11 protein-coding genes and 1 pseudogene are annotated in these 17,087 nt (G+C 33.6%); 7 read left to right on the plus strand and 5 right to left on the minus strand.

The genetic code is table 11. The features are described 5' to 3' along the window. Positions 1 to 19 precede the first annotated feature (19 nt). From J8H85_RS08235 to J8H85_RS08250, 4 genes are all read left to right on the plus strand, one after another. Positions 20 to 940 (plus strand): DUF368 domain-containing protein, encoded by a 921-nt coding sequence (locus tag J8H85_RS08235; protein ID WP_209654449.1) that lies wholly within the window; start codon positions 20 to 22, stop codon positions 938 to 940. Next, on the plus strand, positions 940 to 1,959 hold the full coding sequence (locus J8H85_RS08240; protein ID WP_209654451.1) for a DUF368 domain-containing protein: 1,020 nt from the start codon (positions 940 to 942) through the stop codon (positions 1,957 to 1,959). Before J8H85_RS08235 ends, J8H85_RS08240 begins: the two co-directional genes overlap by 1 nt. Further along, positions 1,952 to 2,692 carry a shikimate dehydrogenase family protein gene (locus J8H85_RS08245; RefSeq protein WP_209654454.1) on the plus strand — a complete coding sequence of 247 codons (741 nt, stop codon included), beginning with the start codon at positions 1,952 to 1,954 and terminating at the stop codon, positions 2,690 to 2,692. The genes J8H85_RS08240 and J8H85_RS08245 overlap by 8 nt, the downstream gene beginning before the upstream one ends. Before the next feature lie 105 nt (positions 2,693 to 2,797). Next, entirely contained in the window at positions 2,798 to 4,798 is a 2,001-nt protein-coding gene (locus tag J8H85_RS08250; RefSeq protein ID WP_209654456.1) for a DUF349 domain-containing protein, read from the plus strand. 363 nt (positions 4,799 to 5,161) lie between these two features. Here J8H85_RS08250 and J8H85_RS08255 read toward each other — a convergent pair whose 3' ends face one another. The 4 genes from J8H85_RS08255 to J8H85_RS08270 all read right to left on the minus strand — a co-directional run bounded on the left by J8H85_RS08255 (position 5,162) and on the right by J8H85_RS08270 (position 11,518). Further along, positions 5,162 to 6,574, minus strand: coding sequence for a purine-cytosine permease family protein (locus tag J8H85_RS08255; protein WP_209654463.1), 1,413 nt, complete (start codon positions 6,572 to 6,574; stop codon positions 5,162 to 5,164). A 30-nt stretch (positions 6,575 to 6,604) separates the two neighbouring features. Then, on the minus strand, positions 6,605 to 7,975 hold the full coding sequence (locus J8H85_RS08260; protein WP_209654465.1) for an FGGY-family carbohydrate kinase: 1,371 nt from the start codon (positions 7,973 to 7,975) through the stop codon (positions 6,605 to 6,607). A gap of 9 nt (positions 7,976 to 7,984) precedes the next feature. After that, positions 7,985 to 9,265: a sugar isomerase gene (locus J8H85_RS08265; RefSeq protein ID WP_209654467.1), complete on the minus strand. Its 1,281-nt coding sequence runs from the start codon at positions 9,263 to 9,265 to the stop codon at positions 7,985 to 7,987. Positions 9,266 to 9,412: 147 nt separating this feature from the next. After that, positions 9,413 to 11,518 carry a bifunctional aldolase/short-chain dehydrogenase gene (locus J8H85_RS08270; protein ID WP_209654469.1) on the minus strand — a complete coding sequence of 702 codons (2,106 nt, stop codon included), beginning with the start codon at positions 11,516 to 11,518 and terminating at the stop codon, positions 9,413 to 9,415. 236 nt (positions 11,519 to 11,754) lie between these two features. Between J8H85_RS08270 and J8H85_RS08275 the strand changes: the two genes are divergently transcribed. From J8H85_RS08275 to J8H85_RS19160, 3 genes and pseudogenes are all read left to right on the plus strand, one after another. Beyond that, a complete protein-coding gene (locus J8H85_RS08275; protein ID WP_209654471.1) occupies positions 11,755 to 12,798 on the plus strand; it encodes a GntR family transcriptional regulator in 1,044 nt (347 codons plus the stop codon). An 872-nt stretch (positions 12,799 to 13,670) separates the two neighbouring features. Continuing rightward, positions 13,671 to 13,889 (plus strand): annotated as a pseudogene (locus J8H85_RS19155) (IS3 family transposase); the annotation flags it as partial. 167 nt (positions 13,890 to 14,056) lie between these two features. Continuing rightward, on the plus strand, positions 14,057 to 14,308 hold the full coding sequence (locus J8H85_RS19160; protein WP_209654717.1) for an IS3 family transposase: 252 nt from the start codon (positions 14,057 to 14,059) through the stop codon (positions 14,306 to 14,308). Between the two features lie 207 nt (positions 14,309 to 14,515). Here J8H85_RS19160 and J8H85_RS08290 read toward each other — a convergent pair whose 3' ends face one another. Then, entirely contained in the window at positions 14,516 to 17,056 is a 2,541-nt protein-coding gene (locus tag J8H85_RS08290) for a galactose-binding domain-containing protein (RefSeq protein WP_209654473.1), read from the minus strand. Positions 17,057 to 17,087: the final 31 nt, after the last annotated feature.

Below are 17,087 nucleotides of genomic sequence, written 5' to 3' on the forward strand. Positions count from 1 at the left end.
TTCGCTTAAAAATCAACCTATGCAACGACGTTTTAAAGACTATTTAACTATTTCACTTAAAGGATTGGCCATGGGTGCTGCCGATGCAGTTCCTGGAGTTTCTGGCGGTACCATTGCTTTTATTTCTGGTATTTACGAAGAATTGGTTTCAACCATCAGCAACATTAACGCTTCTCTTTTTAAAACTTTATTTAACAAAGGCATCAAACCGTTTTGGGAACAGGCCAATGCCAACTTTGTATTGGCACTTTTAAGCGGCATCATTATTAGCTATGTTTCCTTTATGAAACTTGCAAAATTCCTTTTAGAAAACCACCCCGTTTTAATTTGGTCGTTCTTTTTTGGATTGATTATAGCCAGTATTTATTTTGTTGGCAAGCAAATAACAAAATGGAATCTACCAGTAATCATTGCGTTTCTAATAGGTACAGGTATAGCATTTTATATTACCATGCTTCCTGCTCAAGCAAATAATGACAGTAATTCATTTTTGTTCATTGCTGGTGCCATTGCTATTTGTGCTATGATTTTACCTGGTATTTCAGGTTCTTTCATTTTAATAATTCTTGGGGCATACAAAACACTAAGCGATGCCATTCATGATGTTGATATAAAAAAAATAATCATATTCATTGCCGGAGCTGTTATTGGTTTGCTCAGTTTTAGCCATGTTTTAAAATGGCTTTTTAAAAACTATCACAATATAACTTTGGCATTACTTACAGGATTTATTTTAGGGTCCCTAAACAAAGTGTGGCCTTGGAAAGAAACATTAACATGGCACACAGATTCTAAAGGAATAAAAAGTCCGTTGTTACAAGAAAGCGTGTCCCCTTTTTCGTTTCAAGGCGATAATCAATTAGTATTTGCAATTATTTTAGTGGTTCTTGGATTTTTGACTATTTTTATTCTAGAAAAAGTAGGTTCAAAAAAACAATAATGGAAAGCACCCGATCACTAAAAGATAAACTATTTCTAATTCTGAAAGGATTGGGTATGGGTGCTGCCAATAAAGTACCTGGTGTTTCTGGAGGTGTTGTTGCATTTGTTGCTGGTTTTTACGAAGAGTTTATATATTCCTTAAAAAAAGTAAACCGAAAAGCCTTTTTATTACTCATAAACGGACGCTTCAAAAGTTTTTACAATTACATAAACGGCCGTTTTTTATTCTTGCTTTTCTTCGGAATGGTGGTAAGCTATTTTAGCATTTCCAAAGTATTGGATTACTTTATTAAGCACTACGAATTGTATATTTGGAGTGTTTTCTTCGGAATGATTATAGGCTCCATTTATTATATCAACAAAGATTTTAAAGATTGGAATTACAAAACCTACACATCTTTAGCTTTAGGCATTTTAGTAGGTTTAAGTATTAGTTTTTTAAATCCTGCCAAGGAAAACGACAATCTGTGGTTCGTGTTTTTTTGTGGTATTATAAGTGTTTCAGGTATGACGCTTCCGGGATTTTCAGGCTCTTTTATACTTATTCTTTTAGGAAATTATGTATTACTTTTAGTAGATTCAGTTAATGCATTATTCGATACGTTTTATGAGGTTTTCGGAGGTGATTTCAGTTTTATAAATAGTTCTGAACGTATTAGAATGTTAAAAGTACTAGCTGTTTTTACACTAGGTTCTGTAACTGGGTTGGTTACCTTTTCACATATGTTAAGCTACATTTTAAAACATTATAAAAGTATTACACTTTCGGCTATCATAGGTTTTATAGTAGGTTCTTTGGGAGTTGTATGGCCTTGGAAAAATACTATTTACAAATTAGACCTAGATGGTTCCAATATATTAGATTCTACAGGAACAAAAGTGGTATTAAACTACGAGCGTTACATTCCTAAACTTAATACCGACACTTATTACGCTATCGCTTTTATTTTCCTTGGAATTACCATAGTTTTGGCACTTGAATATTACGGACAAAAAACCAAGAAAATTAATGAATAGATTAGGGCTTTTAGGCAAAAATATATCTTACTCTTTTTCTAGAGCATATTTTAAAGAAAAGTTTGAAAATGAGCAAATTAGCGATACTACTTATGAAAATTTTGATATTGAAAGTATTGATTTATTTCCTTCAATAATAAAAAACACCAAAAACTTAAAAGGTTTAAATGTTACCATTCCTTATAAAGAAGTGGTTATCCCATTTCTAGATAAAGTAAACAAAAAAGCCAAAGCCATTGGAGCCGTAAACACCATAAAAATTACAAAAAAAGGCAAATTAGTTGGCTATAATACAGATTGTTACGGGTTTAAAAAAACACTAAAACCTTTTTTAAAACCACATCACACAAGTGCATTGATCTTAGGTACGGGTGGTGCCAGTAAAGCTATTGCATATACTTTTAAAGAGTTAGGCATCCCATACCATTATGTTTCTAGAAAACGATCAGAAACCGTTAGTTTTACTTATGATTCACTTACGGAAGCCGATATTAAAAACCATCAAATCATTATAAATAGTACGCCGTTAGGTACTTTTCCTAATGTGGAAGAATACCCAAACATTCCTTACAAGGGCATTACAGCTAATCATATTTTATTCGACTTGATTTACAATCCAGAAGAAACCAAATTTTTAAGATTGGGCAAAGAGCGACAAGCTACTACCATAAACGGTCTAAATATGCTAAAATTACAGGCAGAAAAAGCTTGGTCTATCTGGAAATTATATTAAAAACAACCACCAAACCATTAAAACCACATATAGTACTTTGTAAATAATAGACTTGTTAGTATCTTTAAACTCAAAACGAACTTAAAGAACCCTAACATTTTTAAAATGTCTGATATAAATAACCTGCCAAACGCAGAAGGAGAAGAAGAAGTTAACAAGAATGTGAGCCATTCAGATAACGTCTCTGAAGAAAACAAATCGGTAGAAACCAATAATACTGAAGTAGAAGATACAACGCCTATTTCAGAAGAAAAATCTATTGACTCTGAAGAAAAGAATAACGAAGCCAGTAAAAATTCAGACGACCAAAACGACGAAGTCTTAAATGAAATTGAAGATTCTAACGCTGAAGATGCAGAAGATGAAGGTAATAAAGACAGGCATACTATTGAAGTAAAAGCATACGACACCATGTCGTTAGAAGCTCTTGCCATAGAACTGGAAAGACTGGTAAAAAATGAAAAAGTTCAGGCCATCAAATCACATATCGATAGCATCAATAGTGAGTTTAAAGACAAATTTCAAGCATTATTAGACGATAAAAAAGAAGAATTTTTAAATGATGGTGGTAATGAAATAGACTTTTATTACGTATCCCCAATTCAAAAACGATACAAAGAAGCTTACAACGAATATAGAAGAAAGCTAAACGAACACTACCAAAATTTAGAAAAGAACTTAAAACAAAATTTAGCTGATAAACTTGAAATTATTGAAGAGTTAAAAGGCTTAATTAATGTTGAAGAAAACATAAATACCACCTACAAACACTTTAAAGAATTACAGGAACGTTGGAGAACAACTGGCCCAATTCCAAGAGATAAATACAACAACGCTTGGAATAGTTACCACCACCATGTAGAAATATTTTACGACTTTTTACATTTAAACCGAGATCTACGCGATCTAGATTTCAAGCACAATTTAGAGCGTAAGTTATTGATAATTGAACGCGCCGAAGAATTAGCTGAAGATGATAACGTGATGCGTGCATTTAGAGAATTGCAAGAGCTTCATAAAATGTGGAAAGAGGAACTTGGACCCGTTGACAAAGAATATAGAGAGGTTATTTGGGAAAAATTTAAAGCCGCTACAAAAAAAATAAACGATAAACGTCAAGCTTACTATCAAGATATAGATAAAATTTACGAAAAAAACCTTGAGAAGAAACTTGAAGTTATTGAAAACATTGAAGCTATAAACGCTCAAAACACCAATTCGCATAACGCTTGGCAAAAGAAAATTAAAGAGATTGAAGATTTAAGGGAGCAATTTTTTAGTATTGGAAAAGTTCCTAGAGAAGTAAACGAAAGCACATGGGCAAAGTTTAAAGAGTCTGTAAGAACATTTAACAGACAAAAAAATGCTTTTTACAAAGACCTTAAAAAAGACCAATACACAAATCTTCAAAAGAAATTAGAATTAATTAAAATTGCTGAAGATAACAAAGACAGTGATGACTTTGAGGTAACCACTCCTTTGATGAAAAAAATTCAAAGCGATTGGAAAAAAATTGGACATGTACCCCGTAAAGACAGCGATAAAATTTGGAAACGTTTTAAAGCTGCTTGTAACGCTTATTTTGATAAACTACACGCTACGCGAAATGCTGTAAATAAAGAAAGTCTTGATGCTTTTAACAATAAAGTAACGCTTTTAGAAACCCTAAAAAATTTAAAACCAGTTGGTGATAAAGAAAAAGATATTGAAAGCGTAAAAGAGTTTATAAACAAATGGAAAGATTTAGGAAGGGTTCCAAACGATAAACGCTATATAGAAGACAAGTTCAACAAAGCTATTGAAGACTTCCTTACTAACCTTAAAATGGATAAAAACGAAGTGGAGATGATTAAGTTTGAAAACAAACTTGATGCCATTAGTGATTCAGATAATTCTAAAGATTTAGACAACGAACGTCACTTCATTAGAAAAAAGATTGACGAAGTTAGAAGTCAAATCAATCAATTGGAAAATAACCTTCAATTTTTCACGAATGTTGAAGATGATAACCCAGTTGTGAAAGAAGTTCATAAAAATATTAAAGCCCACAAAGACGCTTTAAAATTATGGAAAGAAAAACTTAGTAAAATCAAAGAACTTTATTAGGTATTAAAATACATCCAAAATAAAAACCTTACTAATTTAGATATTAGCATGTTTTTTTGTTTTAAGGAATTATTTAATACCCCCTGTTTAAAAATCCCTGTGTCGATTACTTAAGGTTTCTTAATAAGAATTTAAAATTGGATAAAAACCATAAACCACTGATAATAAATCTAAACGTCCATATTGTGCCCATAGATCCCCATTAGCGTCATTTATGAAGCATTTGGCGTTCCATATCCTAAATATCAATGAAATCCATCATTTTTATGGTAAAATTCATTCTAAAGTCTTAAAATAAATAAAATTGGTAAAGCATAAAATTCCAGTCGAAATACTGAAATCATATGCTTTGGTTAATTGGTCCTATTTTACTTTTTGATTTCTTTTGCTTAAAACCAAAAAAAGCAAACCACATAATAACCATGCAGGTAAGGTTACAAAAGACAAAAACACATCAAATTGTACCGATATAAAATAGAACAAGCCGAAACTAATGGCCCATGCAAATAACACCGATTTATTGAATTTAATGTTAGCATATTCAGCATAATTTTTAATGATGCCATATTTTTTATGGAAGAAATGCTCAAACACAATAACAGCACCAAATGGCGCCAATATAAATCCGTAAAGCGCAACAAAACCTAAAAGTTTCATTGCAAAAGCTGGAAACAAACCTGCTATTGTTGCCACTGTACCTGCTAAAATAGTCACTTTTGCAGTGGATAGTTTAGGTAAAACCGCCTGAAAGGCTAGACCTGCTCTGTAAATAGTTGGGTTAGCAGTTGTCCAACCTGCCAATACCACAGCAATAATGCCTAAAACACCAATAGCGTTATAAGCTAAAGGTCCTGGAGCTACCGGAGGTGCTTCTCCATTGGATAAAAAGGCTTGTGCTTCGGGAGAATTTAAATATACCGCATATAATAAACAGGCAGCAATCCACGCCATATAATGCCCTAAATACATGCCCGCAGCGGTAGTCCACCCTGAACTTGCCTTTTTAGCAAAACGGAATACCGATAAATCGGACATACCAATATGCATGGCAGCATTAGCAAACCACGACCATATAACTACATGCCAAAACGTATATTTTATTTGTCCGGGAAAAGGATCTCTACCCTCTCCCCAAATATCCCAAAATTGAGAAAAACTAGACACGCCTAGTTGTTTTAAGGCCACAATACCACATGCAACAAAAGCCAAAACAATAATAGGAGACATCCAGTTGGCTGCTTTAGAAACCGTATCGTAACCACGTGCTGCAATTATGGAAATTACCGCTCCAATAGCTATTACAATAATGACCCAAGTAGCGCCATTTGGAAGTGTATCTTCTAGTTTAGGCATGGGCATATCAAACGGAATACCTACAGCAGTTGCAGAAACCGTTATCATGGAGCCCGCTAAAAAGCAGAATAGCACACCATTAGCCAAGTTATAACCCGTTACCAAGTTTTTACCACATATTTTTTCTAATTGAAAATAGAGTGTTAATCTGTTCTTAACAGCAATTTCAGCTGTTAAAAAACGCCAAGACAAAACAGCCAATAAATTTCCTAATAATAAACCAACAATCAAATCAAAGGCACTTACACCCGCTGTTAAAAATAAGGGACCAATCATAAATTCGGTTCCAGCAGCATGTTCACCTGCATACATCCCTAAAAAACTTTTCCAGCTTTTTAATTTTGACTGAGGAACAGGGGTTCTTTCAAATTCGCCGCCAGCAATTTGTTCAATTGCATCTTCTTCTTGGTGGTATTGTGTCATTGGTAATTAGTTTAGTTGGTTAATACTGTATTATTTAATTATAAAAGGCACATGTTTTTTTAATGAATAATTCTTTTTTAGGAATTTAGAATTCAACTCGGTATCTGAAATTGCAATGGCTGCTCCTAATGCAGACCCCAACGACGAATCGGTTGTTCTTAATTTCATGTTTCTAAAATGGTGCGATAGTAATTTTACAAAAAGATCGTTATCACTAAATCCTCCGTCTATATATAATCTTTTTATAGAATCGCTACCAATAACTTCTTTGATGCTTTTTATTTGAAGCAAAACCAATTCCGTCATTAATTGATGGTAGGCATCTTCAAATTTGGTATAAGGTATTTCAATTTCAGAAGGCATGTTGCTATCTGTTAAACTTTCCCATTTAAACATATGTTTGAAATTCTTATTAATTTCAACATAGGTGTCATAATCAAATTTTACATGGCGATGGTAATCTTCAGAAACTCCAAAATGTTTATCTAATTTTTTAACCTGAATTTTATATTCATTCCCTAAAAACAAACGGGTTGCTTTTACAGGTTTTCCATTGATTCGCATGTAATTTATAGAATCCTTATCATGCGTATCTTCAATAATAGGATGGTCTGTAAAAGGGTTTAAAGTGATACTCCAAGTACCCGTAGAAACCAACACAAACTTTTTCTTTACGCTTCTAACATAAGGCAATAATGCCGATGAACTATCGTGAATGCCCACACCTATTTTAATGCGTTTCCCATTATAGTTCATGTTGATACTCGTTTCGGTTGAAACAATTTTGGGTAGAATTTTATTCAATTCTTCTTTATAAACCCACTCGTGGTAATCTTTTATTGTATAATCCCAAAGCGCGGTATGGCAGCCAATACTGGTGTATTCACTCAACGGAATGCCCGTAAAAACATAACTAAGGTATTGAGGTAGGTGTAACGAATATTTGATTTTTTTAAAAACCTCTGGCTTGCTGTATTTTAACCAATAGAGTTGCAAACCTGAGTTTAGCAAACTCAAATCGAAACACCCCGTTGTTTTAAGGAACTCCTCTTTTGGTCCATATTTTTGTAAAAACGAATCTACAATGCTTTTGTCAATAGGTTTTGTGTAGTTGTAAAGAGGCGTAAGTACATCGCCATTTTCATCTAAATGCACAAAACTAGCGCCATAGGTTGAAAAATTAATGGCTTTTACATTAAACTCTGAAGCTTTAAGAATGTTTTCGAATACATTTTTTAACCATGTTTGAAGCGCTTCTAGGTTTTCGGTAGGAAAACCATCTTCATCTTCAATCTCATCAAAGTGTATGTATTCTTTATAAACTTCCTTATAGTTTTTATCAAAAAGAAAGAATTTTTTATTGGTTTTCCCAATATCAAAAACAGCTGTTACGTCTATCATGCCAAACTATTATAAACCTGTTGCTACGGTATTCTTGCCTCTTTCTTGAATTAATGAGTTTCTAACATCCAACGAGCGATATGCTTGAATTGGGCTTAACGCACCACCTTTTTCCAATCGTGCTTTTGCCAATAACGGACGCACATCGGTCCTGTAGGCGTCTTGCAAAATTTCTTGACATTTAACCACATCATTATCCAATTGTGCTGCTTTTAATAAAGCTTGATCTACTAAAAGTGCTTTGGCGTAAGCTTCTTGAATGGCTTCTAAGGATTGTATTAAATCTTCTAACGGATCTTTTACATTGTGACTTGCATCAATCATCCACGCTAAATCTGGATTTTGAGGATTGTTTTCCATGCCATAAACCAATTCATTGAAAATTAAGAATAAGGCATAGGGCTTGATGCTTCCAACGGTTAAATCGTCGTCACCATATTTACTATCGTTAAAGTGGAAACCACCTAGTTTTCCTTTTAATTGTAAAATTGAAACAATCTGTTCGATGTTTGAATTTGGAAGGTGATGACCTAAATCTACCAAAGTATATGCTTTATTACCACATTCGTTAGCAAGCATTAATGAAGCGCCCCAATCTTGAATAACCGTACTATAAAAGTTTGGTTCGTAAGGTTTGTATTCTATTAATAATTTCCAATCGTCCGGTATACTTTTATAGATGGCTTTTAAACTATCTTGTGTGTTTTGAAAAGCAGTTTGAAAGTTATTCTGACCAGGAAAACAAGACCCATCGGCCAACCAAACGGTTAAAGCTTTGGAACCTAATTTGTTTCCAATATTGATTACATCTATGTTATGCTGAATGGCCTGTTGCCTTACTGCTTCGCTTGTATTGCTTAAAGAACCGTACTTATAGCTTTCTTTTGCGTTTTTTTGATCTTGAAAGGTGTTTGAATTTACCGCATCAAACTTAATATCCAAACTACTTGCTAATTCTTTAATGGCATTATAATCTTGAGGAATATCCCAAGGAATGTGAAGTGATACAGCCCCAGCCGTTTGTGTTAAAGCGTGTAAAACACCTACGTCTTCAATTTTTTGTTCTAAACTTGAAGGCTCTCCAAAAAACGAAAAGCGTCCAAAGCGTGTTCCGCCAGCACCTAATGCCCAACTTGGTATAGCTACTTGAAAGTCTTGTAGTTTTTTAATAATAGTAGCAACATCTACTCCTTTTTTTGATAAGCTGTTACCTAAAAAATCAAAATGTTCTTGATGTATTTTTAAATCTTTACTATTAGTATCTTGTATGTGGTTTTGTCCTATTTTCATGAGTTGGTAATTTTATTCTTTAATGTGGGATAGCTTTAGAGTTGAAGCACGAAACATAACAACTGATTAAAAAAAAACTCCCATATATATTTATTTTAATATGCTATGGAAGTTTTTTTAAACAAACTAAAACTAACTCAAAATTTCTTATCTAACAAATGCGTTAGCCATTCCACCATCAACATTAATGATGTTTCCTGTAGATTTATCTAGAACTCCTACAAAAGCAAAAACGCCATTAGCAATATCAGCAGGTGTTATAATTTCGTTCAATAAATTTCTTTTTGCGTAAAAAGCAGGTAGTTCTTCAACAGTAATACCATTTGCTTTGGCTCTTCCTTCAGCCCACGCACCTTCCCAAATTTTGCTACCTACTATAACGCCATCTGGATTAACGGTGTTTACACGAACTTTATCTTTAGCCAATTCAGCAGCCAATAATCGAACCATATGTTGTTGTGCTGCTTTTGCAGTTCCATACGCTACGTTGTTAGGACCAGCTACTAATCCGTTCTTACTGGCGATGGAAATAAAATCGCCCCCTAAATTTTGCTTGCGTGTAATGGCAGAGAATTGTTTTGCCAAATCAAACTGACCTTTTACTAAAATGTTTTGTAAAATATTCCAATCTTTATCGGTGGTATCTTCTAAAGCTTTAGATATGGCTAAACCAGCACTGTGAACCACAATGTCTACACCTCCAAATTCCAAACATGCTTTTTTGTAAGCAGAAGCAATAGATTCTGTATCTGTTACATCGCAAATGGCGTATGTAGACACGTCTCTTTTATAAGTGGCATTTGCTTCAATTAAACTTTGCTCGTTAATATCGGTTAAAACAACAACGGCACCTTCAGCAGCTAATTTATCGGCAATTGCTTTTCCAATACCACCATCAGCACCAGTAACCAAGGCTACTTTACGAGATAATGGTTTTTCTTTTGGCATACGTTGCAATTTTGCTTCTTCCAATAACCAGTATTCAATATCAAAAGCTTCCTGTCTTGGTAATGACGTGTAAGATGTTATAGCTTCTGCCCCACGCATTACGTTGATGGCGTTGATATAAAACTCACTTGCTACACGTGTTGTTTGTTTATCTTTTGAGAAACTGAACATACCAACACCTGGGTAAATAATAATTACCGGGTTTGGATCGCGCATGGCTGGACTATTGGACTTTTTACAAGTATTATAATAGTCAGCATACTCTTTTCTATATTGTTCAAACGCTGGTTCTAATTTTGCTAAAACAGCTTCAGAATCGGATAGATCCTCATTAGCATCTAAAGTTAAAACCAGTGGCTGGATTTTTGTTCTTAAGAAATGGTCTGGACAAGAAGTTCCCATAGGAGCTAAACGTTCTAAATCATTACTATTGATAAATTCCAATACCACATCGCTATCAGAAAAATGCCCTATCATTTGGTTTTCAGAAGAACATAACCCTCTTAATAGTGGCATTAATTGTGCTGCCTTTTCTGTACGCGCTTCTTTCGCTAAGCTCTGTACTTTTTGTCCGTCAAAAACAGAACCTTTTTCTTTTATTTTGTTTTCAATATACTCAGAAGCCATTTCAATAACTTCTAAACTATTCATATAACATTCGTAAGAGGTATCGCCCCAAGTGAACAATCCGTGGCTACCTAAAACAATACCTCTAATACCAGGGTTATCGTTTAAACACTTCTCTAATTGAAGCCCTAAATCGAAACCAGGACGTTGCCAAGGCACCCAACCCATAGAATCTCCCCAAATTTCCTTGGTTACTTTTTCGCTATCTTTTGCAGCCGCTACCGCTATTAAAGCATCTGGATGCAAGTGATCGATATGTGCAAAAGGCAATAAACCGTGAAGTGGCGTATCAATAGAAGGTGCTTTACTATCTAAATCATAAATACAGTGATTGAAAAGACCAACCATGCGGTCTTCATCTTCCAAACCTCCATAAACATTTTTTAAATCGCGCAATCTATTGGTGTATAAACCGGCAATTCCAGAACGAGTTAAAGTACCAATATCGCCACCAGAACCTTTTACCCACATCACCTCAACTTCAGCATTCGTTAAAGGGTCTTTTTCAATGGTTTTACAACTTGTGTTTCCACCTCCGTAATTAGTAATTCTTAAATCGGCTCCTAAGATGTTTGATCGGTATAAGAACAAAGCTACTTGGTCATCGCCTAAACTTTCTGCCTTTTCATTATCCCAAAGATAATCTACGTATTTAAATTTTTTTGCAAGTGTATTCATTAGAAATATTATAGTATTACAAAGCGAAAATAATTTATCATTAGCATGTTTCTATCCTGTACTGTACTGTTTTAATAAAAAAACCACTATTTTAAATACATTATTATGGAACAATTGTTTTTATTAAATATCAGAAGTCTTTTTTTTTAATGCTTTTCTTTCATGTATATTTAAGCTCATTTTAAATTGACTTTAAAAAACACAACCTCCTTAATTACTAAATTAAATTTAAGATAATGAAAACTTCATTCATTACCATTGATGAGAACTCTAGAATTCCTAAATACCAACAAATTGTAGATTCCATTATTAATAATATTTCAACGGAACATTTAAAAATAGACCAAAAGATCCCTTCAATAAATATGTTAAGCGAAGAATTTTACTTATCGAGGGACACGGTTGAAAAGGCCTATAATATTTTAAAAGAAAGGAACATTATTTCTTCCGTTAGGGGAAAAGGCTACTATATAGCGCGCACCAAGTTAATTTCGAAAATAAATATTCTCTTTTTTATTAATAAGCTCAGTTCTTATAAAATGAAAACCTACAATCATTTTATTAATGCCATTGGGCCCAATACAACTACAGACTTGCATATTTACCATTGCGATGAATCGTTATTCTTGAATTTATTGGATAAACATAAGGCTGCTTACGATTATTATATAATCATGCCCCATTTTAAAACAGACGATTTAAAACATGTTAGTTTTACCGAAAACGTTAAAAAGGCCATTAAAAAAATACCCAATGAAAAGCTTGTAATTTTAGACAACATGAGTCCGGAGCTAACTGGTGATATTATTGGAATTTATCAAGATTTTGAAAACGATATTTATTCTGCCCTAAAAAAGGGGTTGCCCAAAATCAAGAAATACAACAAGCTGGTTTTGGTATATCCGGAAAAAACAGTGTATCCATACCCCAGACGAATTTTACATGGCTTTAGAAAATTTTGTGTTGAAAACACTCTTGATTTTGAAATACTTGATAATGTTTATGATGATATCATCCTTAAAAATGGCGATTTATTCATTACTATTGAAGAATCGGATTTGGTTAATTTGGTAAAACAGATTAGAGAAGACGAATTTGTTTTAGGAAAAGATATTGGCGTTATCTCTTATAACGATACCGCACTAAAAGAATTATTGGGTATCACCGTAATATCAACGGATTTTAAAATAATGGCCGAAAAAGCCGCTTACATGATTTTAAACAAAGAAAAAGGAAACTTTAAAGTACCCTTTCATTTTATTGATAGAGAATCGTTGTAATACGGAACAAAGAAGCTCTATGGGAACATTTGATAATCATATGTGAATTTCCTTGAAGTTTTGTTTCAGTAACCCCAAAAAGAAAGTTAGAATTCCCATCAAACGGTTGGGAATAAAAAATTGTAGATTTAATAATATTCTATACCATAATTGCGAATTCATTTTCTAATTCTAGAATAATTCCTTGTACATAATGTGCGTGTTACACAACCCACCAAAAAAAATAAAAAGCCCAATATTAATAACTAAATTCTTATTTTTAGCAATGTAAGGCAAAATACAATATCAAGAGAAACTATTCAACAATTTTCAGTTAAGTGTCCGAGTCCCAGAACACAAGTGCTACTGGAGTTATTACTTTTACTCGGACACAAAATTTAAGACAGTTTGCTATAAAACAAATATCTTAGAAACATGAAAAACGATATTACAGTCCAGAGCTAAAAGAATAAGCTGTTCGATCGAGTTACCAGGGAGAGAACATAAATGAATTAGTAGAGAAACTAGGCATAGAGGTACAAAGGGATTTGCAAATGGCTCAGAGCGGGCAAATCACCTACCAATGCTAAGGCAGAAAAGTCAATAGTCTATGACACCTTAGAAGTTCAAAGGCTACGTAAAGCCCTTTAGTAAAAGAACTTGGGCTGAAAATATTAAAAAAGGCCGTGCACATCTTCTCCATGAGCGATGGGTATTGAAAATCAGCTTAAGCTAAATCTATGGGTTTATAGCCAGCTATGAACATTTATATCCCATCGAGAAGACGTGCAGGGTTTTAAAGTAAGCAGGAGCAATTTTTACAGGTGGTGCACAGCAGGTTCATCCAAACGAACACTGGACATAGATTGTTTGCAGATTAGGTTAAAAAGGAATTTGATTTAAGCAAGCAGCGTTATGGATCTACTAGAATAGCAGAACAGTTAAAACGCAAAGGTTACCTTATTTCCAGGCGTAGGGCGGCTAAAATTATGAGAAAGAACAATTGGTTTAGTAAACATAAAAGGAAATTTAAGGCAACCAGAAATTCCAATCACAGCTATCCTGTCTGTAGACACTTATTAAACAGAACTTTAACCCCGTATATTAATTAAAACTTGGGGAAGCCACATCACTTATATTATATCCAAACCAAACTATCGTACGTGCATGGAAAATGGCCATAAGTAAGCGTAAGGCAAACATGGATTTAACTTTTCATTCATATAAAGGCATACAATATGCCTCAAAAACATTTAGAGCAATTATTTAATTCAATACTCTGGTTACGCAATCGACGATCAGAAGAACTAATTGTTGGGATTACGCCGTAGCTGAATCTTTCTTTAAAACTTTAAAAGTAGAACTTATTTACGGGCATGATTTTAAAACTATAAATCAAGCTAAAACTTGCATCTTTGAATACATTGAGATATGGTACAATAGAAAACGATTACACTCTTCCCTCAGCACAAAACTCCCTATGAAGTGGAACAAGAATTTTATTAATTTAAAAATGAGGCATAGGGCTTAAAAAAATTGTTCAACTTTTGGTTGCAAGTTCAATTTGTTACTGTAAACTTTTACGTTTTTTTCTATTAATACTCATCTTTTTCTATGCTTCATCAAAAGAAAACGGAATAATCCTAAAAAAGGTAGTGATTTAAAACCACTACCTTTAAATTATTAATTATAAATCTATATTTTAGGACGTTACATAAATATTATAAAAATATAAAAATCATCTCTTTATTATTTTTTTTACAAACGATGTTCCCTTTGTCGATTTTACTTTTACAAAATAAACGCCTTTCTTAAAATTATTTATATTAATTGATTGATTATTACTTTCTATACTATATTTTACACTTAATTTACCAAGCATGTCGTATATTTCTATTTTTGATCCCTTGCTGTTGGAAATTATAAAATTATCATCTACAGGGTTTGGAAATATCCTGACATTGTTAGCTTTTATTTCTAAGGTAGATAATAGTTCTTCTTTAGCATACACTTCCACCTCTGCTAAAGATAAAAAACCTGATCCATTTAGTTGAATTTTTACAACTTGCCCAACTTTATTTCCAGTATTTAAAGATATTGATGGGTTGGGGTACGAATCTATTATTTTAGAATATGTTATATTGCCTTGCGAATCTATAATATAAACTGTAAAATTTTTCAATCTATCGGAACAACAATCTGTTCTATTAAATATACTAATTTCTGATATTGTTTTATCCTTACCTAAATCAACTTGCCACCATGCGTTTAAATCATTATTGGTATGTGTCACAGATTCTGTCAAGCTATGATCTCCATCTCTATTACCATCAATAGCATTACGAGCATGCCCGCGGTCTCTATACGAAGATTGAGTAGCTACACCGTCTACAGCAACATTTGTAGGTTCTGGATCTGCTTCCACTAGGCTTAAAACAATATTATTAAGATCAAAAGAATTATCTTCACCACTAAATATAATTTTCATAGGGTAAACCCCTTTTGATAATCTTACACTATTTGCCACTTTTAAATCTTTCCAATCTGTTAATCCTGTGGAATTACTACCACCAAACGGTACTGAAACTTCTGAAGTTAAATCATCACCCGAAACATTAATTCTTATTTTGCCATTGGCGTTCACTGAAGCGTACCGAATGCTTATGTCATAAAGCCCCCCTGTAGAAACATTCAAAGTATAGATGAGCCACTCCCCGTTTTGAATATTTGTTACAGCATACCCACCTTCGGAACACGTTTTGATATCAACATCTTCGTCAGACCTATATTCACCTATAACATTAGAACTACTGAGATCATTGTATGTTTTTCCTTGACCATTTGTTGTAAAATAATCAAAATTCTCTGCCTCAATGATATTTGAAGTGTCGTGTATTTTAAATACAGGCAAGCCATTGGAATCAAATCCACTTATAGGATCACCAGGACTAACTCTTCTAAATTTTAATCCCCCATAACCTGGGTGGTCTGAAGGATCAGACCCGTTTTCAACTCCAATTCCCTGTTCTAACAATGCAAAACCTCGCTCTAACCATTTGGTCTTAGAGGTTTCAACATTCATTCTATTTTTATAATGCGCTAAACTTATTTCATATACAGGAGCTAAATTTTTACCTCCTCTAGATAAACGAGTTAAATCACTACCAGTCCAAGGATTAATCTTTAGAGAATGCCAACGCCCTGAACGGTCACGTCTTTGAATAAATTCTCCATTTTCAGCTGTTGGTTCCCAAGGTGTGGTCTGATCAGGAAAAGAATGGTTTAAACTTAAATTATAACGAAAGTAATGTTCATAACCTAAAAGCAAGCGATTATCTAAATGACTATAGATATCATCACCTTGATTCCATGCCATTTCGCATATGGTATTAATAATTGAAGGACCTAACAAAGCATGTGATTGATCTCTGGAACTTTCTTGATTTTGTCCATTCTCCCATATATTATTAGCAATTACTTCATTATAGCCATAATCTTGAATTGTATTTTGATGCCCATTTCTTGAATATTCAAGATAATACTCATTAGACGTAGCATTAGGCCCTGAATTTATTGGTGGTCCAGGATGGTAAGGCAAATCTTCAGACAAATGAGGTAATCCTTGTAGATAGCGCAATGCTCTTTGGTACATTAATTCATTATCCATAAATATTCCCATGGCCATAACTCCTCTAAATGCAAACAAACCTTGATTACCATGTCTTGCGGAATCACCGTTATACATGGACCAATAAAAAGTTACATCATTGGATGCTATCGCTGATGTTGGTTCTGTTGTAGAAGAATATCCTGGGTATACTAACATATCCTCTAATTTTTGGATATCAGAATTAGCCCATCCAGAATAAGTATGTTTTATAATTTCCGCACCCTCTAAAAATTTCCAAATCACTCTACCACTTTCTAGAGGAAGGGTAGAACCGACCCTTTTTAAATTAACCCATGCATTAAAGATTTCCACACACTTTTCGGCATGTCTTACATCCTCGGTAATATACCACATTAACGCATTATGATAGGCAGCATAGCCATCATTCCTGAAAAGCGCAAAATTAGATAACTCTGTCATACTTGTGTTACCCTGAACCACATAGTTATAACTTGAAAAAGCATCTGCTTGTAACAAAGCAAAGGAAGACCCCCATGGTTCCATACCGGTTTTAGCCATATGTTTCATCCTTTCCAAATCTGACTTTTTATGGGACAGACCAGGATGCACAAAATTTTGAGCACTCATAGATATTCCTACAAATACCATTAAAAAGAATAATTTTTTTTTCATTTTTTTA

Origin of the sequence: Mariniflexile gromovii (genome assembly GCF_017814435.1) — a bacterium.
Taxonomy (GTDB): domain Bacteria; phylum Bacteroidota; class Bacteroidia; order Flavobacteriales; family Flavobacteriaceae; genus Mariniflexile; species Mariniflexile gromovii.